The organism is Armatimonadota bacterium, assembly GCA_031459715.1.
Lineage (GTDB): Bacteria > Sysuimicrobiota > Sysuimicrobiia > Sysuimicrobiales > Humicultoraceae > Humicultor > Humicultor tengchongensis.
The window spans coordinates 17,739-42,834 of the sequence record JAVKIA010000021.1 but is presented as its reverse complement, the minus strand read 5'-3'; the positions used below and the strand labels follow the sequence as shown (position 1 = coordinate 42,834).

Annotated in this window: 30 protein-coding genes; 1 reads left to right on the top strand and 29 read right to left on the bottom strand. The window is 67.1% G+C overall.

What is annotated here, in order from left to right:
- Positions 1-69 precede the first annotated feature (69 nt).
- The 20 genes from QN152_09030 to QN152_08935 form a co-directional block, all read right to left on the bottom strand.
- Positions 70-474: a TraR/DksA C4-type zinc finger protein gene (locus tag QN152_09030; protein ID MDR7539655.1), complete on the bottom strand. Its 405-nt coding sequence runs from the start codon at positions 472-474 to the stop codon at positions 70-72.
- A 178-nt stretch (positions 475-652) separates the two neighbouring features.
- Complete coding sequence (locus tag QN152_09025; GenBank protein ID MDR7539654.1) at positions 653-982, bottom strand: isoprenylcysteine carboxylmethyltransferase family protein; 330 nt, start codon at positions 980-982, stop codon at positions 653-655.
- An 85-nt stretch (positions 983-1,067) separates the two neighbouring features.
- A complete protein-coding gene (locus QN152_09020) occupies positions 1,068-1,538 on the bottom strand; it encodes a hypothetical protein (protein MDR7539653.1) in 471 nt (156 codons plus the stop codon).
- Positions 1,539-1,759: 221 nt separating this feature from the next.
- The gene (locus tag QN152_09015) at positions 1,760-2,797 is read right to left on the bottom strand and encodes a DUF881 domain-containing protein (protein ID MDR7539652.1); all 1,038 of its coding nucleotides are present in this window, start codon (positions 2,795-2,797) and stop codon (positions 1,760-1,762) included.
- A gap of 18 nt (positions 2,798-2,815) precedes the next feature.
- Positions 2,816-3,109, bottom strand: coding sequence for a GlsB/YeaQ/YmgE family stress response membrane protein (locus QN152_09010; protein MDR7539651.1), 294 nt, complete (start codon positions 3,107-3,109; stop codon positions 2,816-2,818).
- A gap of 240 nt (positions 3,110-3,349) precedes the next feature.
- Complete coding sequence (locus QN152_09005; protein ID MDR7539650.1) at positions 3,350-3,559, bottom strand: hypothetical protein; 210 nt, start codon at positions 3,557-3,559, stop codon at positions 3,350-3,352.
- Between the two features lie 99 nt (positions 3,560-3,658).
- Positions 3,659-4,726 (bottom strand): ATP-binding protein, encoded by a 1,068-nt coding sequence (locus tag QN152_09000; GenBank protein ID MDR7539649.1) that lies wholly within the window; start codon positions 4,724-4,726, stop codon positions 3,659-3,661.
- A 284-nt stretch (positions 4,727-5,010) separates the two neighbouring features.
- Complete coding sequence (locus QN152_08995; GenBank protein MDR7539648.1) at positions 5,011-5,487, bottom strand: hypothetical protein; 477 nt, start codon at positions 5,485-5,487, stop codon at positions 5,011-5,013.
- Positions 5,488-5,732: 245 nt separating this feature from the next.
- Complete coding sequence (locus QN152_08990) at positions 5,733-6,572, bottom strand: ABC transporter permease subunit (protein MDR7539647.1); 840 nt, start codon at positions 6,570-6,572, stop codon at positions 5,733-5,735.
- Positions 6,569-7,348 (bottom strand): ABC transporter ATP-binding protein, encoded by a 780-nt coding sequence (locus QN152_08985; GenBank protein MDR7539646.1) that lies wholly within the window; start codon positions 7,346-7,348, stop codon positions 6,569-6,571. Before QN152_08985 ends, QN152_08990 begins: the two co-directional genes overlap by 4 nt.
- Positions 7,345-8,325 (bottom strand): ABC transporter substrate-binding protein, encoded by a 981-nt coding sequence (locus QN152_08980; GenBank protein ID MDR7539645.1) that lies wholly within the window; start codon positions 8,323-8,325, stop codon positions 7,345-7,347. Before QN152_08980 ends, QN152_08985 begins: the two co-directional genes overlap by 4 nt.
- Positions 8,326-8,960: 635 nt before the next feature.
- Positions 8,961-9,281 (bottom strand): response regulator, encoded by a 321-nt coding sequence (locus tag QN152_08975; protein ID MDR7539644.1) that lies wholly within the window; start codon positions 9,279-9,281, stop codon positions 8,961-8,963.
- Between the two features lie 158 nt (positions 9,282-9,439).
- Positions 9,440-9,601: a HAMP domain-containing protein gene (locus QN152_08970; GenBank protein ID MDR7539643.1), complete on the bottom strand. Its 162-nt coding sequence runs from the start codon at positions 9,599-9,601 to the stop codon at positions 9,440-9,442.
- Between the two features lie 757 nt (positions 9,602-10,358).
- On the bottom strand, positions 10,359-11,297 hold the full coding sequence (locus QN152_08965; GenBank protein MDR7539642.1) for a hypothetical protein: 939 nt from the start codon (positions 11,295-11,297) through the stop codon (positions 10,359-10,361).
- A gap of 30 nt (positions 11,298-11,327) precedes the next feature.
- On the bottom strand, positions 11,328-11,606 hold the full coding sequence (locus QN152_08960; GenBank protein MDR7539641.1) for a hypothetical protein: 279 nt from the start codon (positions 11,604-11,606) through the stop codon (positions 11,328-11,330).
- A 45-nt stretch (positions 11,607-11,651) separates the two neighbouring features.
- Entirely contained in the window at positions 11,652-12,308 is a 657-nt protein-coding gene (locus QN152_08955; protein MDR7539640.1) for a hypothetical protein, read from the bottom strand.
- Positions 12,309-12,313: 5 nt separating this feature from the next.
- A complete protein-coding gene (locus tag QN152_08950; protein ID MDR7539639.1) occupies positions 12,314-13,006 on the bottom strand; it encodes a DOMON domain-containing protein in 693 nt (230 codons plus the stop codon).
- Between the two features lie 56 nt (positions 13,007-13,062).
- The gene (locus tag QN152_08945; protein MDR7539638.1) at positions 13,063-13,617 is read right to left on the bottom strand and encodes a methyltransferase; all 555 of its coding nucleotides are present in this window, start codon (positions 13,615-13,617) and stop codon (positions 13,063-13,065) included.
- Positions 13,618-13,776: 159 nt separating this feature from the next.
- The gene (locus QN152_08940; protein MDR7539637.1) at positions 13,777-17,022 is read right to left on the bottom strand and encodes a molybdopterin-dependent oxidoreductase; all 3,246 of its coding nucleotides are present in this window, start codon (positions 17,020-17,022) and stop codon (positions 13,777-13,779) included.
- 11 nt (positions 17,023-17,033) lie between these two features.
- A complete protein-coding gene (locus QN152_08935; protein ID MDR7539636.1) occupies positions 17,034-17,780 on the bottom strand; it encodes a 4Fe-4S dicluster domain-containing protein in 747 nt (248 codons plus the stop codon).
- Positions 17,781-18,403: 623 nt separating this feature from the next.
- Between QN152_08935 and QN152_08930 the strand changes: the two genes are divergently transcribed.
- On the top strand, positions 18,404-18,904 hold the full coding sequence (locus QN152_08930) for a M23 family metallopeptidase (protein ID MDR7539635.1): 501 nt from the start codon (positions 18,404-18,406) through the stop codon (positions 18,902-18,904).
- A gap of 64 nt (positions 18,905-18,968) precedes the next feature.
- Here QN152_08930 and QN152_08925 read toward each other — a convergent pair whose 3' ends face one another.
- The 9 genes from QN152_08925 to QN152_08885 all read right to left on the bottom strand — a co-directional run bounded on the left by QN152_08925 (position 18,969) and on the right by QN152_08885 (position 25,063).
- Positions 18,969-19,460 carry a hypothetical protein gene (locus tag QN152_08925; GenBank protein ID MDR7539634.1) on the bottom strand — a complete coding sequence of 164 codons (492 nt, stop codon included), beginning with the start codon at positions 19,458-19,460 and terminating at the stop codon, positions 18,969-18,971.
- 92 nt (positions 19,461-19,552) lie between these two features.
- Positions 19,553-19,726, bottom strand: a complete 174-nt coding sequence (locus QN152_08920) for a YHS domain-containing protein (GenBank protein ID MDR7539633.1) — start codon at positions 19,724-19,726, stop codon at positions 19,553-19,555.
- A gap of 66 nt (positions 19,727-19,792) precedes the next feature.
- Positions 19,793-20,473 (bottom strand): cytochrome C biogenesis protein, encoded by a 681-nt coding sequence (locus QN152_08915; GenBank protein MDR7539632.1) that lies wholly within the window; start codon positions 20,471-20,473, stop codon positions 19,793-19,795.
- Positions 20,470-20,940, bottom strand: coding sequence for a cupredoxin domain-containing protein (locus QN152_08910; GenBank protein ID MDR7539631.1), 471 nt, complete (start codon positions 20,938-20,940; stop codon positions 20,470-20,472). Before QN152_08910 ends, QN152_08915 begins: the two co-directional genes overlap by 4 nt.
- Positions 20,941-21,080: 140 nt before the next feature.
- Entirely contained in the window at positions 21,081-21,638 is a 558-nt protein-coding gene (locus tag QN152_08905; GenBank protein MDR7539630.1) for a hypothetical protein, read from the bottom strand.
- Positions 21,607-23,190, bottom strand: a complete 1,584-nt coding sequence (gene nrfD, locus QN152_08900) for an NrfD/PsrC family molybdoenzyme membrane anchor subunit (GenBank protein ID MDR7539629.1) — start codon at positions 23,188-23,190, stop codon at positions 21,607-21,609. Before nrfD ends, QN152_08905 begins: the two co-directional genes overlap by 32 nt.
- Complete coding sequence (locus tag QN152_08895; protein MDR7539628.1) at positions 23,190-24,134, bottom strand: 4Fe-4S dicluster domain-containing protein; 945 nt, start codon at positions 24,132-24,134, stop codon at positions 23,190-23,192. The genes nrfD and QN152_08895 overlap by 1 nt, the downstream gene beginning before the upstream one ends.
- Before the next feature lies 1 nt (position 24,135).
- Positions 24,136-24,588, bottom strand: a complete 453-nt coding sequence (locus QN152_08890; protein MDR7539627.1) for a cupredoxin domain-containing protein — start codon at positions 24,586-24,588, stop codon at positions 24,136-24,138.
- Between the two features lie 10 nt (positions 24,589-24,598).
- Positions 24,599-25,063 carry a cupredoxin domain-containing protein gene (locus QN152_08885; GenBank protein MDR7539626.1) on the bottom strand — a complete coding sequence of 155 codons (465 nt, stop codon included), beginning with the start codon at positions 25,061-25,063 and terminating at the stop codon, positions 24,599-24,601.
- Positions 25,064-25,096: the final 33 nt, after the last annotated feature.

Below are 25,096 nucleotides of genomic sequence, written 5' to 3'. Positions count from 1 at the left end.
TCGTGCTCCGGTCCAATACTCAGACGGGCCAGCATCCCCCGCCTCCTCTTGTTCTCCTCAACCATCAGCTCATACACGCTGGGGCCTCCCGCGCTGCGCCTCCCGCTCCAACCGCTCCTGACACTTCACCCGCAGGCGCGCTGTGGGCAGTGCCTCCAGTCGCCGGCGTTCGATGGGATTACCGCATACCTCGCAGCGGCCGTAGGTGCCCTCCCGAATCCGCTGAAGGGCGGCATCGATCTCAGCCAGCCGGTGCAGGAGCCAGGCCTTCACGCTCAGTGCTTCTTCACGGTCGTAGAGCGTGCTCGCCGCCTCAGCGGGGTGGGTGTGCCCGTAGCCGACGGGATCAGTCTCGGTGCCCGGCCAGGCCGCCAGGAGGTCCAGCACCTCCGCCCGCTCCCTGCGCAGGAGGACCTCGAATTTCCGCAGCGGCCTGCCGCGGAGCGCGCTCCTCCCACTGTGCAGACCGCTCACGCTCCTCGCCATCAGTGCACCGCGCGAGCCACCCTCGCCGGCACCCATGTGATCAGCCAGCCCAGGAAGGCGCCGATCTTGATCGGGCGGTTCATTGCCCTCATCTCCTTCCCGGAGCCAACCTGCAGGGTCCGGCTCCATCCTAGTCGGAGGCTGAAGGTGCATGGTTAAGGACAGATTAGACGGACTTTAAGTTTTCCTTAAGGGCACTTCTCTCTCCCGGTGAACGAGCCGTGACGCAAAGTAGTTTCATTCGGGGGAAGAGACGCGGCGTCACTGCCGCGTAGGCAGCATAGCGCTCGCCGAATCGTGCCAGCAGTTCAGCCTCCTCGCGCCTGGCCAGACGGAGGTACGCGGCAACCAGCACGGGCCACATGAGCAGCGTGGCGATGGTTGGCCACTGCACCAGTAGCCCGAACGTGAAGAGGAAGAGGGCGCCGTACTGCGGGTGCTGCACGTACCGGTAAAGGCCGTCGGTCACCAGATCTCCCCGCGCACAGGAGGACATTGAACACAACCAAGCCCCACAGGCCATAGGCGTATGCGGGACCGCTGAGGAGCTCCATAGCCGCGTTGGTGCTGCCCTCAGGCCGCTATCCCGGCGTCTGGCAGTGGGCAGCCTTCTCCGTCGCAGGCTTCGTGGTGTGAAAGCCTGTCGCTGCGCCGGTGCGGCGGTGGTGGCGGATGACCCGGCCCATCAGGCCGATACCGATGCCGTTGGTAGCCAGTCCAACCATGATCAGCGGGACCTTGTAGTCGGAGAGAAATACCGCCGCGCCGGTGAGGCCGACCACCGGCAGGACGTCGGCGACGTGGTGCAGGCAGCAGGCGACCATGGAGGTCGTCGATGTCCCGGTGCCCGCGGCGGCGATGGCCGTGGAGGACCTGAGTCCGGCCGAATCCCGCAACAGCCCGCGGACGTGGGCGTACAGGCCGATCTGGATGCCAAAGCCCAGGGCCACAGCGACGACGTAGTAGCGGTCGGCCAGGAGCAGCTGGACAGCGTGCGCCCAGGACCTTGAGCCGAGCCATACGACGATAATGTAGAACCCGACCAGGGCCACAGCACCCAGCACACCTAACGGGAGCGCACGAAGGATCCTGCCATCGACTCTTGACGGTCGGGGCGCTGGACCCGCCCGCAGTCGGGGCTGAACCGCCGCCTCATGGTCGTCCATGCCGCTGACATCGCTCCTTAGATTCCGGGATGGACGTGCCCACGACACGTTGCCTTCACCATAGACCGGGCGGGAGCGGGAGATGTTAACCGCGCCTTATCCGGGCATTAAGACTTGCTTAAGAGGAGGCGAGAGGGCCCTTGGGGCAAGGCGCCGCGATAGGCGGGCAGGGTCAGCTTTGCGCTGACCGCCACCGTCACCGGGAATCCGAATGCCTGCAAGAACCCTGCTGCACCCTCAGGTCGCAGTACATGGCCCTTCAGCCTGGCGGGATCCCCAATGGCCTCGATGCGGAACGGTGGAACCAGGCGCTTGCCGTTGACCAGCACAGTGGTCCCCACGCAGACGATGGCCGATGTGGCGCCAAACCGTTCCCCGTTTATGGCGATGGCCTCCGCGCCTGCAGCGAGCAGGTCGTTGAGGATTGCCCGCAGATCGGTATAGTGCACCAACACATCGTTCGGGTCCTCGCCCGGCCCCGCCTTGCGGGGACTGTCGCGCACCTCCAGGACAATGCCCGGACCGCTTACCGGCGTCAGGCCGGCGAGGGCCTTCAGCCGATGCAGCTCGCCGGTCAGCCGGCGCAGGCCCTCCTCACCCTCTGCCGCCGCATGGGCCAGCTCCGCCGCCTCTTCCCGCAGCACCGTCACTTCCCGTTCCATCCTCTGCCGGGCGGCCTCGGCCCGGCGCAACTGATAACTCACCTCCTGTAGCCGCGTGGAGCCCACGCCGATTTCGCGGCGGATAGTCCGCTCTGTCCCCACCTGGGCGGCCAGCAAAGCGGCGGCGAAGAGGAGCACGACCGCCAGAGAAGCCTGACCGCCCCATCTCGACCGGTCTCCGGGGGGACCACAGGGCTGCTCCTGCCCCCGCTCAATGCGCTCGTCGCCCACCGCCCGCCAGAGCTCCCCGCCGTACCGGACGACGCCCTCGGGGGACAGTGGGTCAACGACGTAAGCCAGTCCGCCGGCCATGCCCTCCGACCCCGTCTTCACGGGAAGGCGGAGGGCCTGCATGGTCAGCCGGTACAGAAGCCAGGATGCGATGGCCACAACCGTGTAGAGCGGCGCGGCCACAGGGAACGGGAGGACGAAGAAGAGAACCAGCCCCAGCACCGGGAGGAGCAGGGGAACGTGGCACCACATCTGCGGGGCCCGCTGAAACTACCTCATGTCAGGGTGGTGCGGCATGTCGGGAGCGGCTGTTTTGGCCCCGAACGCTTCCACGATGTAGGCGATCACCAACGCGCCGAGAGCGCTTCCGATGACGTTGAGCCCGCCGAGCCTCCACCCCCACTTTCCGATCCACACGCCGCCCAGGTACGCGCCAACCAGCCCCGCGATGACGCCCCCAAGCCAGCCGGCGGGCATGGTCCGGCCGCCGAGCCGGTAATAGCTGGCCAGAAGACCTGCCAGGACTCCCACAATCACCAGCGCAACCCATCCAGCACCCGTCATGGCCCTCACCTCCGCCCCCAACCTAACAAGCAAGACACGAGGCGTGGTTAATCACAGGTTATGGGCAGGTTAAGGTTCTCTTAAGGCGGAGGCATGGCCAGCGGATCTCTGATTGTCATCACCTATGGTACCCGCGGGAACAGCAGGCCCACCACCCAGAGGACCAGGGCAGTCACGCCCACCCAGAACAGAGCCGTCCACAGCAGCATCCCGCCAAAGCTCATGGCTCGTCCCTCGTGGCTACTGCAGGACCTCGCGCAGCTTCCGGTACTCTTCAACGGAAATCTCCCCTCGGGCCAGCCGCTCGTTCAACAGGGCCCGTGCGTCTGATGCCGGGGAGGACGCCGGTCCCACCCTCCGGATGCCGCTGACAACCGCCCAGACCAGGAGGCCCAGCAGCACCAGGAATACAATCGCCCCGCCACCCATCGCGCCGAAACCGCCCATCATCCTGCTCACGCCCCTTTCTCAAAGAGTCTCTGCGACAACGGTACCGCACCTCTGCGAACCAGCCATGGAAACAGTGTGAAGAAGACGTGAAAATCAGGATCAGCGGACGCCCAGGGCCGCTTTCATTCCCGCTTCGTAGTGCCCCGGCATGAAGCAGCCGATCTCGAATGTGCCGGTCTTCTTCGGGATGAACTTGATGGTGGCGCTCTTCCCCGCTGCGAGCATGATCATAACCGGGTCTTTGCCCTTCCGTTCCACGTCGGTGACGCTGCCTTCGACCTTCGGCTCCAACCCCAGGAAGTACGACCGTTCCCGTGACCAGTCGTGCAGGTCCATGGCCGTGGCGCCCGCCTTCGGCCTCTGGTAGACCACCAGGTGCTTGACGATGGTCAGCCCGATGCCGCTGCCTCCACTGGCGCGGGTGCGGGACCTGTCCGCCCGGTAGAATCGGTCGAACACATGCGGGAGGTGCTCCTGAGCGATCCCGATCCCGGTGTCCGCGACGGCGATGGTCACCATGCCGTGTGCCGGACCTGCTCGGACCTCCACCCTGCCGCCCGTGGGTGTATACTGCAGGGCATTTCCCAGGAGGTTGGTCAGCACCTGCACCCTCCGGTCCGGGTCGGCCACGGCTCGCGGCAGCCCGGCGGCAGTGGCGATCCGCAGCTCGACCCCCTTGGCGTCAAACTGGGGACGGATCCGCCCTGCGGTCGTCTCGACGAGCTCGCGGACGTCGATGGGCCGCGGCTGCAGCGGCAACTGACGCGCTTCGACGCGCGAGAGCTCCTGCAGGTCGTCCACCAGGCGCTGCAGGCGGGCGGCATCCCGGCGGACGCGGTTCAGCGTTTCAGGCTCCGGGCAGATGACGCCGTCCATCATCGCCTCCAGGTATCCGGCGATGCTGGCCAGGGGCGTCCGCAGTTCGTGGGCAATGTCGGCGATCAGGTCGCGGCGGGCCTGTTCTACCCGCTCCAGAGTCTCCGCCATCCGGTTGAACTGCGTCGCCAGCTGGCCCAGTTCATCGCCCGAGGTGATAGGGACGCGCTCGCTGTACTGGCCGCCGGCGATGCGGGCGCTGGCCTGTCGCATGAGATGGATGATGGCCAGGATGCGCCGCGTCACGAAGACGCTAGCCACCACGGCGGTGACGAAGGCCGCCCGGTCCAAGATGCGGTGGGCGATGGAGGGGGCGGCGACACGTAGGCCGGCACCGGGCCTCGGGCCATGGGCAGCCCGTCCAGGTGGACCAGGTGGCCGGTGGTGGAAGCGTCGGCGATGTAGGCAGGCACAGCGCGGCGGCCGTACCGGCCCGGCCAGCGCAGCGCCCCCCCAGCGACCCCGCCAGCGCGCAGGCAGCCGCGGCCGCGAGCCTCAGGAAGCCCCGTCGGGAAAAGTCCACCGTTCCTCAGCCGTCCCGGCCTCCTACGGTACCCCCAGGGCCACCAGCTGCCCTACCTGCTCGGCGTGGTCCTCGGCGCACCCTGGGAGCGCGCAGGAGAACAGGAAGATCCCCGGCGTCTTCGCCTCGAAGCGGTACGTCTTCTGTCCGCCCGGGGGATGGTTGGCTCGAAGATGTCGTAGCCCCCGATGGCGAATCCATGACTTGCATCCTGGTCAGCGTTCGTGACGCGCAGGATGACCGTGTCCCCCCGGTTCACCACGATCGTCCCGGGGAGCCAGCGGTGTTGTTCGAGGTCGCCTTCCCCCAGCATGATCATGGCAACCCTGAACTGGCGGACCACCGGTGCCGGCTCCTCGGCCGCCCGGGGGGCGTGGATCGGTCCCGACCACACGAGGCCCGCGCCACCGAGGCGGAGCCCCAGCGGCAGGCCGTAAGCCTGCACCACGAGGAGGGAGATCAGGCGCTCGACATTGGCGGTCATGCTGATACGCGAGTACAGGTCCAGGACGTTCCGGCGCGGGTTCACGCGGATCGGCAGGGCGTTGGGGTAGCGAGCCCTTCCCCGAAGAGGGCTGTGCGGTACAGGATGACCACGCGGACGGACCGCGGCGAGATCTCCACCACGACGCCTCGCGCCGATCCTCACCAGGAGGGATAGCGGATGGCGCGCGGCGGCGCCATGGCCGCGTTGGGCTATTGTGCGGCTACAAAGAGACCCCCTGCCAGTAGTCGCCCGTGAGCGTTCCGGGCATCCTCGGCTTGCGCGGTGGACTAGTTCACAGGAGGACCGGAGGGCTGTACACCCTCCTCCCCGATGCCGGCGAGGCCTGCGGACGCCTGCCGGTCGGGCAGAGCACGGAGCGGCTCTGCGACCGGGTGCCCACGCTTCCAGCGGAACACCCACCGCTCCAGGCGTTCGAACGCCACAAAGATCGAGAAGGTCACTACGACCACGAGCGCTATGAGGGCGATGGTGAGCGCGGCGTTGTAAGTGCTCTGGGCGAAGGAGAGCAGGTAACCCAGCCCCCGGCTGCTGGCAACGAATTCGCCCACAACGGCGCCGGTAAAGGCAAACCCCACCGCGACTTTGAGGCTGCCCAGGAACCAGGCGGCCACCGACGGAAGGTAGACCTCGCACAGGAGATGGAGGCCGTTTCCCCCGAGGGTGCGCACCCGATCCACCAGGCGCGCATCCACCTCGCGGATGCCGGAGTACACCGCGAAGAACGCGGTGACCGCCACCAGCAGGAAGCTAAGGGCGACCTTGGACGCGAGACCGATCCCCAGCCAGATCACGAACAGTGGGGCCAGGATCACCCTGGGTACGGCGTTAAGGAGCGTCATAGCCGGCTGCAACAGATCCGCCAGCGGGGGGAGCAGGGCGGCGGCCAGCCCCAAGACCGCGCCCACACCCACGCCCAGGATCAACCCGCCGCCAGCCTCCAGCATGGTGACGGCGAAGTGGGGCCACAGCCTGCCGCTGGCCATCAGGCCCAGGAGCACTGTGGCCACGCGGGTAGGAGGAGGCGCCAGCAGCGGGCTCACCGCGCCCAGGCGTGTCGCCGCCTCCCAGAGGGCCAACAGGGCGACCAGAGCGCCAGCGCGCCTCATGCCGTCACCCCCCATCCCATCCGGGCCACTTCACGCTGCAGGTCTGCCCAGATCTGCTGCAGGAGTTGGCCGAAGGTGGGGTTGACCCGGAGGCCGATGAGGTCCCGGGGATAGGGGAAAGGCACTGCATAGACCTGCGTGATGCGGGCCGCCGGGCCAGCGGACATGAGGGCCACGCTCTCGGAGAGGAGGAGGGCTTCCTCGAGATCGTGCGTGACCAAGAGTACGGTGACGCCGGCCTCCCGCACCAGGGACAGGAAGTCAGCCTGAAGGAGACTCCGCACGATGGCGTCCAGACTGGCAAAGGGCTCGTCCATCAGGAGCAGGCGCGGGTGTGTGGCCAGGACCTGGGCCAGGGCGACGCGCTTCTTCATACCCCCCGAGAGGGCATACGGGAAGTAGGCACCAAAGCCTCCCAGTCCCACGCGCTCCAGCCAGGCATCGGCCTCGCGGAGCGCGTCGGCAGGGGAGATGCCGCGGAAGCGCAGGCCGAGCGCCACGTTCTCGCGCGCTGTCCTCCACGGCAGAAGGGCGTCTTCCTGGAACAGAATTCCCACTTCGCGCGAACAGCCCTCCACAGACCGGCCCAGCAGGCGCAGCGTGCCTGCGGTGGGGCGAACCAATCCGGCGACGGTCCGGAGCAGAGTCGTCTTGCCGCAACCTGATGGGCCGATAAGGCTGACGAACCTGCCGGCCGGTACCTCCAGAAAGACCCGGTGCAGGACCTGTCTGCTCCCAAACCGCACCGCAAGGTCACGGATCTCCAGCGCGTTCACAGGCTATCCACAATGGCGTTGCTGACCAGACGGTTGACGTCTACCTCGTCTGTCAGGGCCCCTGTGCGGCGTGCCACCTCGACCACCCGGCGGACGGCGTCCGGGTCGATGCGGCCGTCTTCGGTGTAGAGCGCTCGTCGGCGACGGCCCAGGACCTGTTCCAGAAGCGCCCGATCGCCGCCGGCGATGAGTTCGGCAGGCAGGGCGTCGACCAAGAGCCGTGGCGTCCCGTACCGGATGAGCCGCAGCGCACGCCTGAGCGCCCGGGCCAGAGACCGCATCTCCTGACGGCGTTGCTCCCACTCCTCCCGGCGCAGCGAGACGCCCATGTGGGCATAGAGCCCGCCCAGGTACCGTCGGGCCTGCTGGGGTTCCATCAGATTGACCAGGACCTTGCCTCCCGCCCGCTCGATAAGGGTAGCGGCGGGCTCCTGCACCATCCCGGCATCCACGTGGCCGACCCTCAGCGCATCATAGAGGTTCGGGCCCACAATGGCGTAACGGACAGCGTCCCGGCTCACCCCCGCCCGTGTCAGGAGGTAGACCGAGAGTTGATGGTCCGCGTTGCCCAGCGCGGAGACGCCGATGACGCGTCCCCGCAGGTCGGCAAGGCGGCGAAGCTCGCTGGCAACCCTGGGGGCGACGGCCAGCGCAAAGAAGGGCAGTCGTCCGGTAGAGAAGAAGCTGACGATGTTTGCCCCGCGGCCAAAGGCTGCCACTGCGACATCGTAGGAGGTGGCCACATAGTCCACGGCACCGCCCACCAGGGCCTGCATCGCCGCGGTCCCTCCACGGAAGTAGACCAGTTCGACCTCAAGGCCTTCGTCGGCGTAGTAGCCTTGCGCTCGTGCCAGCTCGTAGGGGATGATGCAGAGGACCTGACTGCAGAACCCCAGCTTCACCTTCCGCCGCCCCTGTGCGGCCGCCGTCTGAAAGGAAGATGAGAGGGCCAGCGTGGCCAGCCCCAGCTGGCCCATCCTGATCAGGAACTCGCGCCTGCGGACGCGCGCCCCTTGGCTGCCGGCGACGTATCTCGCGGTGCAGCAGTGAGGACCGCAGGGCTCCACAGGTTTGTCACCCCCCTGAACCTGCGCAGTGTCCGCTGGATGGCGGTCTGGGGGAAAAACCAGGTTTCCCATGGTCGCTTCCTCCCTGATCCCCCTGCAGTGGGCGGCAGTGCCGGTGCCACCGATCACACTGCAAGGATTCCGGCTTAAGAATTGCTCAGTTTAGGCTTTAGACCAGGAAAGGCGGAGGGCCAGCCGCGCAGTTAGCCGGACCGGCGTCTCCGCCCTGAACAGATGCAATTCCGGGCGCGAGGGAGAAAACGCAGTGAGTGATACCCTGCAGTCTGCATGTCCGGGAGGTAATGTAGCATCACTGACCGCTCGGGGTCAACACCACGTACACCACCCAACACCGCTCACACCACCGCCCCGGTGACCGCCGTGACGAAGTCAATGAGTCGCACCCGGCCGACGATCCGGACGGGCCGGCCGGACGGTGGGACCGGAGCCGCCCCGCCTGGAGCGGCTCCGCCCCCACAGGAATCGGGCAAGAAGAGGCCGTGGCATAAGCGATGCATGCACTGGTCGCACCTCGCCTGACCGGATCAACGCACGCCGCGGTTCTCCCCGGGATGCCCGGCGTCAATGAGCCCGATCCTGGCGGCGTAGGCGGCTGCCTCCAGCCGGTTCCGCAGGTTGAGCTTCTCCAGGACGCTCCGGATATGGTTCCGTACTGTGTCTGTGCTGATGTAGATGTCCATCACCACCACGTCAGGCTTCGTCGCCAGCGCCTGCGCCATGGCCTCCTCCCCGTCGGCCGCTTCGCCAACTACCTCCATGTCGGCCCGCGACGCCAGAAGCCGAGCTATCCCCTTGCGGAACAGCGCATGGTCATCAACCAGCAACAGCCGGATGCGCCTGGTCACTTCCCCGTCCTCCCTTCCTCGGCGATCTGAATAAGGAGCGCGCCGCCTTCCTGCGCCACCGAGACCCGGACCCTGCGGGCCTGGGCGTGTTTCCGCACGTTCGTTAGGGATTCCTGGACGATCCGGATGATCTGCACCTCGGCCTGGGGGTGGGTTGGTCACAACGACCGCGCGAGCGCGCCCACCTCGTCGCTACGAACGGTGGTGATCGGTGCCCCCAGGTCGCCGTCGGCAATTCGGGCCGCGGCCACGGTTAGGTCCTTGAGGGGGGCGATCACGGCGCGCGTGTCGCGCCAGGCGTACAGGAGAGCCACGACCACGGCCAGGCTCCACACCGTCAGCAGCAGCCGGCAACCGCACGATGGGTTCCATCACCACCGGCTCCGCCTGGCCATAGGCGACGCCCCAGGGAGCGGCGCGAACGCCATGACGTGGGGGATGGCGGCAATCTCGCCCTCCACGGTCCAGGCAACGCGGGGGCGCCCTGTGCGGATGAGGGAGGCCAAGAATTCCGGGTGCTCGCGTCTGGTGAACAGCAACTGAGGCGGGCCGACCATACCCACCCGGCCCTGTTGACGACCCCGACGTGCCAGGTGGTCACCGGCGCCAGCGTGCCCACCGCACCCGCAAGCTGGCTCCCCCGCAGATCGATGGCCGCGGCGATGGCCGCGTCGGCCCCTGGGGCTGCCGTCTCCAATCGCCCCACGTACATCACCAGGGGGACATCCCCCACCCACCGCAGACCGGAGAGTTGGGGTGGCGCGGGGATGGGAGACGACTGCAGGCCCTTGACGAGCACGTCCTGCACCGCTACCGGCGCGCGGCTCCAGATGATCCGTCCGCTTTGGGCGACCACTAACCCAGCAGAATAGGGCCAGCTGATCGACCAGCCCCTGCAGCAGGGCTGGCCGGCCCGCGCCGGCAGCTATGGCCACATCACCAATACGCAGCAGGCGGGTGATGCCGGCGTGGAGTCCGCGCCGGGTGACTCCAAGACAAGCGTAGGGACCGGCCCGCAGTAATGGTTAACGCCAGTCTAAGAGGCCTTTAAGGTTGTTTTAAGGGCAGCCGGGATGCTCAACGCTCATAGAGAATCTTGCCGCGGACCAGCCACTGTTCCCGGCTCCGGCCACCGTCTGGCGAACGGTAAAGGTCACCGTTGAAGGTGGCCAGGTAGAGGACGTCGGCATCCTCCGGGTCAACCGCCATGGCTTCCACGGCGTCTGCCGAGCCAAGAAAGAACCCCTGGCTGGTCCAGGTCACGCCTCCATCAAAGCTACGGACGAGCCCCGGCCCGGGCGGCACGCCGTAGGCGTAGATGACGCGAGGGTCCCGGGGATGGGTGGCCACTGCGGTAATGGTGACCTTCCCCAGGCCCGCCCGCGTTGTCCAGATCTCTCCCGCGTTCTCACTGACCAGCAGGCCGCCGGCGGTACCTGCGAGCACGACCTCGGGGCGCTGCGGGTGGGCGGCAAGGGCGAAGACCTGCCCCAGTCCTTGGGCCCCTAGCGACGTCCAGCTCCGACCCCCGTCACGGCTGCGGTAGAGGCCCTCGCGCCCAAAGACGTTCCACGCGTAGAGGACCTGTGGGTTGGCGGTGCTGACGGCCAGGGCGTGGAAGTCGGCCTGGCCCGCCAGCGCCAGGGAGCGCCAGGTCCGCCCGCGGTCCCTGCTGACCTCCACACCCAGAGGGTCAGGCCTGCGGTCGTGTGGACCGGGATGGCCGCTGGTGAACATGGTGCCCCCGCCGGCGGGTGACATCACGAACCCCATCATGTCGTATCGCTGACGACCGATCTGCCGCCAGACTCTGCCCGCCGTCACCTTGACCAGACCGCTGTGTCCGCCAATCCAGAGTACGTCTCGAACCGTCGGGTCGACGGCAAGACCGTGGGCGTGCCCGATCTCGCCCGCCGGCCGCTCGTTGAAGAAGGCGGGAGCCATACGCACCGCCACAAGCAGCAGGACGACTCCGGCCACGACGATAGCCACGCCGCGGCCCGGCCCGCTACCCACCGAAGGCCAGCTCGACCTCCAGCTTCTCCATCAGTTTGAGGAGGTCGAGCAGTGGGCGCCGAAATGAGCGCTGTGCAGCACGGAGCGGTATGCGGCCAGGCGCTCCTGGATGAAGTGGAGCATGTGCCCCAGGGTGATGGTCAGCCCGTCCGGCCGGTGCGCCGGGTCCACGCGGCCGGTGAAGGATGCCAGGCGGACGCGGCAGGCGAGCCCGGGCCGGTGCTGGAGCCTGAACTGTCCGCGATCCAGCAGCGCCCGGGCGGCGTCGGCGATGTGCTCCTCCGCCAGCCCAACAGCCGTGTTCACCATCACCTCTCCCCCAGTGGCACCAGAATCACCCCACGCAGGGCATCCTCACGCTGTGGTCTCCTCCAGCGGCTCAACGCGCCGCACCAGACCGCGGCGCCAGAGGGCCCGCCGCACTCCCGCCGCGACGACAAGGAGCAGGGCAAGAACTACGATGAGATAGGCGGCAGGAGGGGAGAGAGCAAAGAGGATGTGCGTGTTGATGCCGAGGCCATGCAGGATCCCATCCAGCATGCTGCGCTTCCCCGCCAGGTGCCCGCCGGTCGACTCAACCAGCATCAGGCTGAGGAAGCCGCCGGCGCCCAGCGCGAAGTAGAGCCCCCGCAGCCGGGCCCGGCCCCACAGCCGCGGTCCGTACACGGCACGGACCAGCACGGCGAGAATCCAGAATGTCGCGGAGAAGACCGTCAGCGCCATCTTGTTGAGCACAATCGAAGACGTCAGCAAGACCTCCGCCGGCCAGGTGTAGAGCATCCCGGTGACGATGCTGGCTATCAGGGCCAGCAAGCCGGCGGCAGCGGCCAGGAACGCCGTGGGCTCGGCCAGCCGGACCAGCCCCCGCCATAGCCCGTTCTCCGCCCGCACCCACACACCCGCCATACGGATGGCGAGGCTGGCGAAAGCCAGCGTGAGCATCCCGGTATGCAGTTCCGCGGTGATCACGTGCCAGGCGACCCGACCGGTCTCACCCGGCATCGGCTGCATGGCGCTCAGCCTCCGCGCATCGGCCGCGGCCAGAGGAGGTAGGCCACGGTGACGCTGATGATGGCGATGGCGCCGGCGGCCAGGGTCCGCAGCCAGGGCACCAGGGGACCGCGGCCGCCGCCCAGTGACCGCGGCCGGGCGAAGAGTCCGGCCTCCTGCGCGCCGCCGGCGAAGAAGTCGATGGTGACGACGGTCCGTTTCTCCCCATGGTAGGTGACGAAGTCATCGCCGGGCGCGTAGGCGAGCTGTACGGTGTGGGGTCCGGGCGTGATGGGCCTGTCGAACCGATCTCCGGTGTCCAGGCGACGGCGGAACTCGATGGTCGTGTACCGCTCGTCTTCCGACCCCGAAGACTCCAGCACGTCATCCCGACCGCCCAGGCTCACGTCGTTGGCGTGTGTCACCGAACTGCTGGCGTAGTAGTCTTGCAGGAACAACTCTTTGCCGCGGATGTATCCGAGGATGATGTCCTCCCCTTCCATGATCGGCCCGGTGGGATCCCACCCGATGGCCACCCAGCCCCGAGCAGGAGCCCGGAGGCCGAAGGAGATGAAGTCGCCCTCGACGGTCCAGTGCACCTCCATGCCGATACCCGGGGCCAGGTAATGGCTGGCATATTCTCCTTCCGCGATGCGGCCGTCGACGGTCGGCAGGACTGCTGCCTCCACCCGCTGCCACGCCAGCAGTACCTGTATCACGGCTGCGAAGGTCCGGAGCGTGCGGCAGAGGCTTCCCACCGCGCAGACAGAACGCTTCATCTGAAGCGAGGGAAGAAGCGGGGCACCTGCCGCATGTACTCGCGGTACGCCGGCAGCCGTTTTACCAGGTCCAGTTCTTCCAGGCGGGCCTGGACGAGGGCCCAGCCGATCCCGACACAAGACGCCACGAGCACCGGTGCCGTCGGACGCAGCACCGCCAGTCCGCCGAAGACCAGGACGACGCCGGCGTAGATGGGGTGACGCATGCGGGCGTACAGCCCGGTGCGCACCAGCGAATCGCGCACCGACGGCATGTGGGTGCGCAGGCCCAGCTGCAGGTGGCCCCAGATCACGGGCACCGTGCCAGCGGCGACAAGCAGCCATGCCAGGGTCCGGGCTGCTCCCACAGGGACGAACAGGAACGGCGCCGGGTCCCGCCAGGCCAGGATGTACCCAACAACCCACAGCGGGATCCCCAGCGCGTTCCTCAAGATCATGGTTGCCGCCTGCCCGCCCCGGTCACCCCACCAGTGAGAGTACGCCGCGGTAAAGGCGCTGGCGCCTCCCAGGGCGAACCCGAGCAGCAGCGGAATAAGAAACGCGTAACTCACGGGGCGGCACCTCCCTCCTCGCGAAGGTGAACTCCCAATCGCCTCCGCGGACCAGAGTAAGTTTCCAGGTGTGGTAGAGATGTAAACGGCACATTAAGCAGGGGGTAAGGTTTTGTTAAGGCCGGCCCCGGGTGCTCGAGCCTTCGATCCGCAGGCTCTTCAGATCTTGATCAACCGCACCTGGGTGTCAAAGAATACCGCACTGGCCCCCACGGGATCCGCCAGGCAGGTGTTGGGCAGGGAGGGATCCGTGCGCATGGCGGCGTTGCCGTGCAGCCCCTTGGCCCGCCGCGGATCCCCCCTGATGCGGCGTCCGTCGATCACCACATCCTGGCTGCCGTAGGCCCAGTGGCCGTGACCCAGGGAGAAGCTCACCACGCCGGGGCGGATCCCCTCGATGACCTTCACCGTTCCGACCATGGGCTTCTTGCGGCCGTGCCCCAGGTCCCACACCCCTTCCGGGTTAGTCGCAGAGACCACCCGCACACGGTCCCCGCTCTTGAGCCCTAACCGTTTGGCGTCCCGGCTGCTCATCAGGAACTCACCCTCCGGAAGGATGTTCAGCAGCCAGTAGTTGCTGATGGTGCGGCTCTTGGTGTGGAACACCACGCGGTGGGTGAGGAGTCGGAAGTCGTACCCCGCATCCGTCACCGGCCGGTCAAGCAGGTCGCGGGGGGCCGGAGTGTAGTTGGCCACTCCGGCGAAGGGCTTCCCGGTGATGGCGCTCCTGGTGGTAGCCGTTTTCTCCTGGTAGAGGTTGATCAGCGTCCCGTACTTGTTGCGGAGCTGCTCACCGTCGTAGGCCCGCTCGTAATCCTCGAACCGACCGCCCCGGTTGAGGACGTAGACGACCTTCCGCCACCAGCGGGGGCCCACCACGCCCGCCCAGCGATCGGGGTCGAAGACGACCGGGGGCAAATGCCGCCGGGATCTGATGAAAAGCTCCACCTCCCGGTCGTCGGCGTCGGGTACGGCGTCGGAGCCGTCCGCCCGCTCCCCGGCGGCCACGTTGGCCACCATGCGCAGGTAGAGGTCCTCGCCCCGTCGGAAGTCCTGCCCGGGGCCGAAGCCGTCCTTGCCGAAGCCGGGCAGGCCCAGCTTCTCCGCCAGGGCAAGGAGCATTGCCTCCAGGTCACAGGGCATCTCCTGGCCGAAGACCCGCACGGTCTCGGTCAAGGGGGCGATGACCGGCTGGCGAATGGGCTGTACCTTCCAGGGCACGGAGAACTGCGTCCCGGCGAACTCCCACCGCTCCAGGTAGGTGCAGTCCGGAAAGATGTAGTCGGCGTACATGGAGGTCTCGCCGATTATGATGTCGCTGGCCACCACCAGCGGGATCTTTGCCGGGTCGGCCAGGATGGCGATGTTGGTGTGACCGGCGGGCAGCGAGTAGACCGGCGTGCCCATGTAGATGAACAGGGCCTTGATGGGATAGGGGTACGCGTCCCCGGCGGAGGGGATGGCTTCCTGGTAGATGTCGCTGGCCAGGGGATACCACTGTCTTTTCGCCGGGTATCCGTTGAAGAGCGTGGTGTCCTCGTAGTTGACGTCGTGGCGGATGATGCTGATCCCGAAGGCCGTGGTCTTCCCGGGATGAAGTCGTCCCAGCGGGAACGGCTGACCCGGCTTGCCGCCGGTGTGGTCGTAGGTTGCTCCGGCCACCATGCCGCCCTTCCAGTCGAAGCTCCCCATTAGCAAGGGAAGGGCATACCACGCAGTGCAGTTGTACAGACCGTTGGTGTGCTGGGAGACGCCCCGGTGGATGTCCACGGCCGCCTTCTTGCCGTGGCTGGTGAACTCGCGGGCGACCTCCACCAGATCCTTGAGCGGCAACCCTGACAGTCTCGCCCACTGCGCCATGGTGCGCGCCCGGGCCTGGTCGGCGAGAACCTGGAAAGCGCTCTTGACCTTAATGCCGGCGACCTCGGTGCTGACCTCCAGGTCGCCCTCGACTGGAGTACCTGTGTCGTAGGGGTCGAACGGGAGGAGGCGCCCGCCCAGGGAGACCACGAAGGGGTCGAACTCGTACGTGCCCCTGCCGTCACTGCGGGGCCGGACCTCCTTAGGGGCAATCCCGGCCTCGGAAGCCCGGAGGAACTTCCCGGGCACGCCATCCTTGTCCACCTTCACCAGCCAGGTGGCGTTGGTCCAGGTGGGCTCGCCGTCGGCTGCAGCCGCCGCCCTGTTGGCATTTCGCAGGTAGCGTTCATCGTAGCGGCGGTTGTCGATGATCCAGCGCACCAGGGCCAGGGCCACGGCGGCCTCGGTGCCGGGAATGTTGGGCAGCCACTTCCAGGCCAGGGTCCCCGCAGTCCGGCTCAAGATGGGGTCGACGACCACGTACTTGAGGCGGCCCTCCCTGGCGCGGTGGGCGATCCGCTGGGCCCGGTTGGTGGGGCCCTGGCTCGCCTCAAAGGGGTTCACCCCGACGAAGATGATGAACTCGGCCGACTCCTGATCCGCCTGCCAGAAGAACTTACGGCCACCGGTCCACTTCCCGTCCCGGTATTGTTCGCTCATGGCCTTGCCGGTGAAGTAGAGAGATCCCTGGCAGACGGTGGTGTGCCCGTGGGCGTTGACGGAACCGAAGGCATCAACCGTGAAGCGGCGGATAAGTTCGCCGCGACCTGCCTTCAGGCGCCCCCAGAGGAAGAGGAGCTGATTGTTCTTCGGGCCCAGATCGGGGTGGTCAGGGTCGATGAGCACGTTGAGGTGATCTTTGTACCTGACCTTGAACTCCTCGACGGCCTGCCGTTTCTCCGCCGGGGTCCTCCGGGCCCGAATCGCCGCCACATCGCCGGCCATGGCCGCAGCCAGCTTCGGATCGCGGAGAGCCCACATCTCCTTGAGCCCCTCCACCCGCCGGTTCTCCTCGCCAGGGACGTGACGGAAGAGGTAGCCGCCTTCGACGATCTCAGCGACGGCCTGCTCGAAAGGGATGGTCATCCACTTGTTCTCGCCCCGCTTCCCAGCCCGTTTCAACACCTTAACGATGCGATAGGGGTCGTAGGCCGTCTGGATGCTGGCCTGCCCCTTGGGACAGAGGCGGCCGTCCACCGTCGCTGTGGCAAAGGGTGAAGTCCGGTACGGGAGATGCGGGTCCAGATTCCAGGGGTTGAAGGGGTTGCCGTCCAGTTTCACCACAGTGCCGTCGCGCAGCTTGGCCTTGATCCCACACTGGGTGTTGCACTGCTGGCAGACTGAATAGAGGATGTTTTCGGGATTTGCCAGGTCATAGTCGCCGGCGGGCAGTTCCCGGGCTTCCGCCCGCCGGATCAACCCCAACACCTCACCGAGCCTGATCTGGCTGGCCAGCAGTGCTCCGGTCCCCAGGAGGGCGCCGCCAGCCAGCAGTTCCCGGCGATGAATGCGGTGCGTCTTCCCTGCCACCCGATGCTCAGCCACGGCCGTCCTCCTCACGTGTGCACGCTGGTGGTCAACTGAACGTCGTCGCACAGGTAGTACACTCGGGGCTCTGTCCCCCGGTTGGCCCGGATGCGCAGGACCTTGTCGGCCTTCTTCGTGAGCACCTCGTTGACCAGGCTCTGTGGGTCGTTCTTATCGCCGAAGTAGATGGCGCGGCCGATGCACGTGGCGACGCAGGCCGGGACCATGCCGGCGTTCAGTCGGTGCAGACAGAAGTGGCACTTGCGCCCGCCGCCCGCGGGAGGCTCGTTCCGCCTCTCGCGCTGGCGTACCCAGCGGCGGCCGTAGTCGTGACTGAGCGCCTCCTCGTAGGGCTGGAACGCCGGGGTGGGCTGCGTGTAGAACCTCCCCTGGTCGAAGTACAGCGCCCGGTACGGGCAGGCTTTGGCTGCCGCCTGGTAGGCGGCCCGGCCGCGGAACCTGGTGTAGTCGATGGCTACAATACCGTCCGGGCGCTTGGAGAAAGACCCGGGAGCAATGGCGTTGGCTGCCGCCACGCACGGAGGCTTGTCGCACTGCATACACTGGGTCGGCATCGGGTACCGTTTCACGTTGGGATAGGTTCCCACCTCGACTTCCGGGACACTACGGTATGAGACGCCCGGCGGCAGGATGTTTTCGGCCGTACAGGCGACGACGCAGGCCTGGCAGCCCACGCACTTCTGGCCGTCGATAACCATGATCCAGCTGCGCTGCTCCACCGGCTTCTGGAGAGCTCGCCGGATCTCTGCTTGCATGCGGAGGAGCTCATCCCCTCCACCGTCCACGACCGGTGGCGCGGCGGGAGACCCCGCTGGCAGCTCAGCCCGGGCGAGGCTTGGGCGACCCACCAGCAGGGTCGCTCCCGCACCTGCTGCCAGCCGGAGCACGTCCCGGCGCTTGAGCGCAGCCGGCGCCGGTCCATCGGTTCCCGCGGCCGATGGGCTGCGGGCAGAGGAATCGGAAGTGGCGGATCTCATGGACCAAATGACCGAAAGTCCCGACTTCGGGCGGCCCGCTTCCCCACCGACATTCATCCAGTCACGCCTCCCCGGGTTCAGCAGCACAGCGCTCTTGCTCTATCCCCCCGCGGGACGTAGAACTCAGGCACAGGAATCTGGCCCAAGATTACTGGCCAAATGTGGAGCGGACAATTCTTCAAAGGGCCTAATCTTATCGGGCCAAGGATGTAGGAATCCATGGCTAAATAGGCCCACCGGCGCGCCAGCCGGGATGGAGGCTCTTAACAAAAGCTTAAGAACCTGGGGAAGGAGACGCTGCCCGTCGCCAGGAATTCTGCGTACGCTCGCACTTCTGGAAGTCAGGTCGTGCCCGCGGTGCGCTCCTCCGCGGGGTTCATCTCTGCTCGAGGAAGAGCCCGTTGCTCCTGGTTGCCTTTGCCACCCTGGCGGGGATTGTCCTCCTCTTATCGTCTGTGACAGCGGCACCATTGACGCCCGGAGAGGCGGTGCACGTGGTAAGGTTGCCCTATGTCGCCGCTCCCGCCCGCCCCCGGTTCGGCTGGCCGAGTCGCGGCGTCGTCACCTCACGGTTCGGATTCCGCGGCCGCCGGCATCACCACGGCATCGATATAGCAGCCCCCACCGGCACCCCAATCTACGCTGTCCAGGACGGCAGGGTGCGTTTCGCCAGCCGACAGGGCGGCTATGGCCTGCTGGTCATCCTCGACCATGGTAACGGTCTTACCACCTGGTACGGCCATGCCTCCCGGCTTCTGGTCAAGGCAGGAGAGCGGGTGAGGCGTGGCCAGATGATCGCGGCGGTGGGGACGACCGGAGACGTGACCGGACCGAATGTCCACTTCGAAGTGCGCCGGAACGGCGTTCCCCTGGATCCACTGCCGTTCCTTCAGGCGCGGTAGATAGAGGCCGAACCGAGAGCCGCTCTTGTCTGAAGGATGCTGGGGCCGAGGGGTGCCGGCCGCCCTACCGTACCGGCAGGGTCCACTCGAATGTGCGCACCGGCACCCCGGCCAGACCGGCAATCACCAACGTAATGGAATCTACCTCCGGTGCGATGACCCTCGTGCCGTTGGCCACCGCGGGAAAGATCAGCGCGCCCGAGCGGTGGTGGCTGCCGTCGTTGATGGCCTCCCACCTTGCGGGCGCATACTCGCGGACTGCGCCACCCGCCGTTCGAGTCCGCAGCCGGCTGTTTCGCACCAGATCGAACGACCTCAGGTCTCCCCCGTGGGTGTCCAGCGAGATGAGGAAGACAATCTGCTGTTCCGGGGCGAACCGTCTCGCCCCGGCCGAGTCTTGCACCAGGGCGAAGTATTCCGGTGGAGCATAAGTAACCCTGACCTCCACCCCTCCGGCGCTGGCCGTCCGGGTGAAGGCAACCGCCGGCGCGCCCGGGGCCGGAAGTGGCAGCAGCACCAGCAACACCAGCACCACCAATACCGGGACACTCTTCACGACCGCCCTCCTGCGAAACCCGGACACGACTGAACAGGACAGGAGCTTGGCACGCTCACCCAGGTCGCCGTCTGCCGCGGAGGACCACGCCGTTAGTGCCCATGGCCGGGCTGGTGGCTTCCGTGTCCGACATACCTCTCGGGCTCCTTGTCAAAGGCGGCCTTACAGCCGCTGGAGCAGAAGTAATATGTCTGTCCCCTGTACTCCGAGCTGCCTGCAGCCTTCTGCTCCTCAACCGTCATGCCGCATACCGGATCAATTGCCATGAGGCTCACCTCCGCACTCGTCCGCGGTCGCTCCCGCGCTCCATGGCGGCCGCAGGCTTGATCTGTTCATGCTGTCACCAGCACGACGAAGCCCAGAATCAGTGTTAAAGTCCCGAGGACGGCCCTGGCCAGGGACTTGCGCGGGACGTACCAGTGGGCAATCCGATTCAATGTCCGCCGGCTCGCCACCACTACCAGCAGTGCCAGCAGCGGGAGGACAAACATGACATTGTAGGCGAGGAGGTAGCCCAGGCGCGGCAGAAATGGCTGCCGGGCCAGCAGCGCCAGTACGCCCATGTAGATGGCCCCGCTGCAGGGCACTGTACACAGCCCGACCAGCCCCCCGGCGGCGAACAGTCCCACAGGCGTGGTCTGCGCCAGCATCTTTCGCACGCTCCCATGAAAGGCCGCGGGCATCTCCAGCCGCCAGCCTGTCCCCGGGAGGAAGGCGTCCTTCAGCATCCACAGGCCGAGGATGACCACCAGCAGGCCCATGATCCGCACCGGCAGGTGCGTCCGCGTCAGTACAGCCACCACGGAAATCACACCCAGGCCGAGCAGCAGGTAAGTGAGAAACATACCGGCGACGTACGCTCCGCCCACGCGCCACAGCCGCGGCCGAGCCTCGCCCAGGGCTATGCCGGCCAGGAGCAGGGCGACCAGCGAGAGGACGACGCCGAAGGCACAGGGATTGAGGCCGTCAAGCAGACCGCTAACGATGACCGTGGGGAAGCTCAGGCGGCTCAAGCCCTGACCTCCAGCATGCCGCGCATCGCCGGGTTCTCCTTGCCGCCGCAGCAGACGTCACAGTAGAACTCATAGGTACCGGCGGCCAGCGGCGGCAACGTGACGACCAGCCGGGTACTGGGTGGGATGCGCACGTCAATGTCCGTCCCGCCGATGCGAAACTGATGCCACCCGCCTCCGTCGGTGTGGAAGCGGGAGTCCGGGTTGATGAACTGCACCCGAAACTCCCGCCCCGCCGGTGCCGTCAGCACCCGCGGCTCGAAGCCGGCCATGTCCACGTACACCTGCGGAATGAAGCCACCCGGTTCGGAGGGGGCCGGCCCGGGGCGGAAGGGAGAGGCCACCAGGAACCCGGCCGCACTGAGCACTGCCAGCGCCCCCAGGGAAAACCAGATGACCCTGCCCTTCCGGCGCGCTGCTCTGCGCTCCCGGCGACTCGCCTTATGGCCGCGCACCTTCTTGCCCACGAGATCCTTCTCGGGCCACCCCATGGGTCTGCCGTATTCCGCATACGGCCGCGTCCAATGTACCGCGCCTGCTCAGCCGGGTGTTTAAGGATTTCTTAAGGGCCTTTGAAGAAGCCGGTGCTCGTGTGCGCTGAGAGGTGTCAGGGCTGCCGGTCTCGCCGGATGCGCAGCAGCTGCCAGACCACGTATCCGTAGGTCGACCAGATGGCCCCCAGGATGAGGCCGAAGAGGACCGCCTGCATGGGGACGGGGTAGGGACTGATGAATCCCGGCTGCGGGCTCAGGCCAAGTAGCACGTTACGGCCCGGTCGGACGGCGGGCGGGGGCGCCTCCCTCTCCCCGACCACAACGACCGCGCGAACGATCCCCTCTTCACCCGCCTCGACCGCAATCTCCCCGGGCCCTCTCCCCGCCGGGAGCGTCATCTGCGCGGTCCCGTCCTTGCCACTGGAGGTCTCGAGCACCGTCAGCCAGCCGAAGGCCGTGCGCCTCTTGAAGACCAGGGGCGCCTGCGCCACGGGCGCGCCGCGGGCGTCTACGACCGTCGCCGTCACCTGCACCGCGCCGCCGGCAACAGCCTGCGCCCGCAGCAGGACGCGGGCAGGCTCTGCGCCCTCGGCCGGTGGCGCCAGCAGCATGACCGCAAGGAAGCCGCAGCCGAGAAGACTACAGAACCGGCGCATCGGCAGCTTCTCCATGTGTTCCCACCGCAGACGATGCCGGCGCGGGGCGGTGACCCTCCTCCCGGGTCTCCCAGATCGAAACGATGGGAAAGACCTTGCTGAACAGGAGATAGACCAGCACGAATCCGGCCAGCGCGCCCGCGGTGATTGACCATTCCACCCAGGTGGGCCGGTAGATGGCCCAGCCGGCCGGCGCGCGCTGGATGGGCAGGAAGGGGTATTGCAGCGTGGGCACGATGATGACAAAGCGCTTCAGCCAGGCCCCCACGTTGACCAGCAGCGAGGCCACCACAGCCGCAGCGATGGGACGCTGGTGGAACAGCGGCAGCAGCGTCAGGAAGAGCCACGCCCCCAGCGCCGCGATGATCCAGGCCGGGAGCTGCCGGATGAGGGCGAACCCCCCGAACGCCGCGGTCCGCGGGAGGACCGCCGGCAGCAGGAGCAGCACCAGCAGCGAGGTAGCTATCGTCGCCAACGTAGGAACCGGACGGAGGACTGGCACGCGAGTCAGGCGCGGCACCCAGCCGACCCGCGGCACGGTCAGCAGCAGCACAGGTAGCAGGACGCCGCCGACCTGGGTGAACCAGAAGAGGCGGGCGAACTGGCCGCTGAAGACCGCGTTGAGGTAGCCGCGCTCGGAGGCGGCCATCTTGTACGCCGGAGTCAGGTACTCGGCGAAGGTGAAGTAGGCGTAGATCATCCCCAGGGCAATCACCAGGTAGCCCATCCGCCGGAAGTGGACCTCCGTGATGTAGTCCTCCAGGTGGTAGGCCCAGCGGAAGGCTGCCATGGCCGTGACCACCGCTGCCGCGCCGGAAAACAGCGCGCCGGAGACGAAGTAGGGACCAAAGATGGTGCTGTTCCACCCGGCGCGCAGCGTCATGCCGAAGATCCAGGAGACCACCGTGTGCACGGAGACGGCGATGGGGATGATGAGGACGGCCATCACGCCCATGATCCGCTCCAGGTGGTGACGCTGCGCCTCGGTCCCCTTCCACCCCACGGCCAGGACGGTGTACAGGCGGCGCCGCCAGGCGGGCCCCGCGGCGAACCGGTCACGCAGGAGCGCGATGTCGGGGATCATGGGCACGTACAGGAAGAGCGTGCTTCCCGTGAGGTAGGTGCCGATGGAGAGAATGTCCCACAGCACGGGCGACTGCAGGCGCCCGTGCAGCAGCAGGTTGAGGATCCGATCCGGGCGGCCCATGTCCACAAAGGGCATCAGCGCGCCCATGAGCAGGGAGGCGAAGGTGATGGCCTCGGCCATGCGGGTGATGGGGCGGCGCCACTCCGCCCCGGTAATCCGCAGGATGGCCGACATCAGGGCGCCCACGTGGCTGACGCCGATGAAGAAGACGAAGTTGGTGATGTAGACGCCCCACATGAAGTTGTCCCGCAGGCCGGTGACGCCCAATCCGTAGCGCAGCTGCACGGTGTAGGCGATGATGCCCCAGGCGATCACGGCCAGCAGCGCCCCAACCAGAGCGGAGAATCCCGGTCCGGCTGTGGTGAGTGACGCCAGAAGCACCCGCTCCCGCGGGGAGAACGGATCCGGCCGGCGCGGCATCAGCGGTGCCCTCCTCCCAGTGCCGCCGGCTCCTGCTCAGACGGCGGCGGGGGGTAAAGAGGCTTCCGCGGGGGCAGGTAGTAGACACGCGGCTCCGTGCCCAGCTCTTCCAGGAAGCGGTAGCCCGCATTCTCCTGTACCAGCTGGGAGAAGCGGACCGTCTCGCCCTGCGAGTTGGTCACGGCATCCTCGGCCTGGTCCCCGAAGTAGAGGGCCCCCATGGGGCAGGCGGACACGCAGGCCGGCAGCCTGCCCTCCTTGACCAGCCCGGGACAGAAGATGCACTTTTCGGTGGTGCCCTTGAAATGTCTGGTGTTCCACTCCATGTCGTAGGGCTGTCGGCGCTGCTCCTCGGACTCTGGAGGCTGCACCCAGTTGAAGCCGCGGGCCTGGTAGGGGCAGGCGGCGATGCAGAAGCGGCAGCCGATGCAGCGGGAAGTGTCCTGCATGACGATGCCATCCTCCCGCTTCCAGCTAGCGCTCACCGGACAGACCTTGACACATGGGGGGTTGTCGCACTGCATGCACGGCCTCGGCAGCCAGTAGGCGTTGCCGGTGGCGTGGTCGCGCATCTCGTAGACGCGGATCCATTCCTGGCCAGATGGGACAAAGTGCATGGCGGTGCAGGCGCGCGTGCATTCCCGGCAGCCGTCGCAGCGGGCCAGGTCGATGACCATGACCCAGCGACGGCCGGCCTCACCCGGCCCCGTGCGCGTGTTGGGCTCGGCGGCGTAGGCCAGAGTCGGGTCGCCGTCCCCGGCGGGCAGGCCGAACAGCCGTACGATGGGACCCGCCGGTTCCCGGCTGGCGGCAAGCGCCGGCAGCCCACCTCCAGCCGGCCGCAGCCGGAGGCGACGGAGCAGCCGGTTTCCCGCCGGTGGCCCGGCCATCACCGCCGTCCCCGCGGCCAGGATCTTGAGGAAGGACCGCCGCGTCAGGGCCACGCTACGGATGCCCCAGGACGACCATTTGACCCGTCTGGTCGCCGTGGTCGGGCGCGCAGCCCTCCACGCTGCAGCCAAAGTGGAAGACGCCGGGACGGGTAGCCTGGAAGCGGATGGTCTGCGTCTCCCCGGGCGGGATGGGCGGCAGTGCAATGTTGAAGGCCGCCAGGCCAAAGCCGTGTGCGGCCTCCGGATCGGTGTTGGTCACCCTGAGGATGACCGTGTCGCCCACGTTGACCACGATGGTGGCGGGTAGCCAGTGGTGTAGCGTCTGGTCACCGAACTCCTCGGCGTGCAGCTGCAGGGCGAACTGCCGCACCTCCGGAACGATGGATGGAGCGGCAGAGGTGGGCGGGGTGTAGGTGCGGAACACCAGAAACCCCGCCCCCAGCGCCAGCAGCACGACCGTGAAGGTCGCAACGAGAATTGCCGTTCCCCTGCCGTCCGTACCCATACCTCCACCCCTACCTGACCACCAACGTGCCCTTCATGCCCTTCTCGTAGTGCCCTTCGATGTGGCAACCGATCTCGAAGGTCCCGGTCTGCTTGGGGGTGAAGGACACCTCCGCGGACTTGCCGGCATCGATCTCCACCTCGAAGATGTTGGTGCCGACCACCTCGATGCCGCCGCCCTCGACCTTGACCTCAATGCCTTTGAAGTAGGAATTCTCTTCAGCCCACTCCTCAAGCTCGTCGCCCGCCAAACCGGCCTTCGGCGGCTTATACACCATGAACTCGTGCTTCACCTTCCCCCTGTTCACCAGCTTGAACTCCACAGGATTGCCCGCCTGCACGGTGATCTTGCCGGGAGTGAACTTCATCTCGCTCAGCGCGATGGTGACTTTCTGCTTGGCTGCACCCGCCGCGCCGCCCAGGCTGAAGAACACCAGCAGCGCGGTCAGGCCGAAGACACGCACATACATCCTCATCTACCTCACCTCCATGAGAGAGTTGGCAGAGCG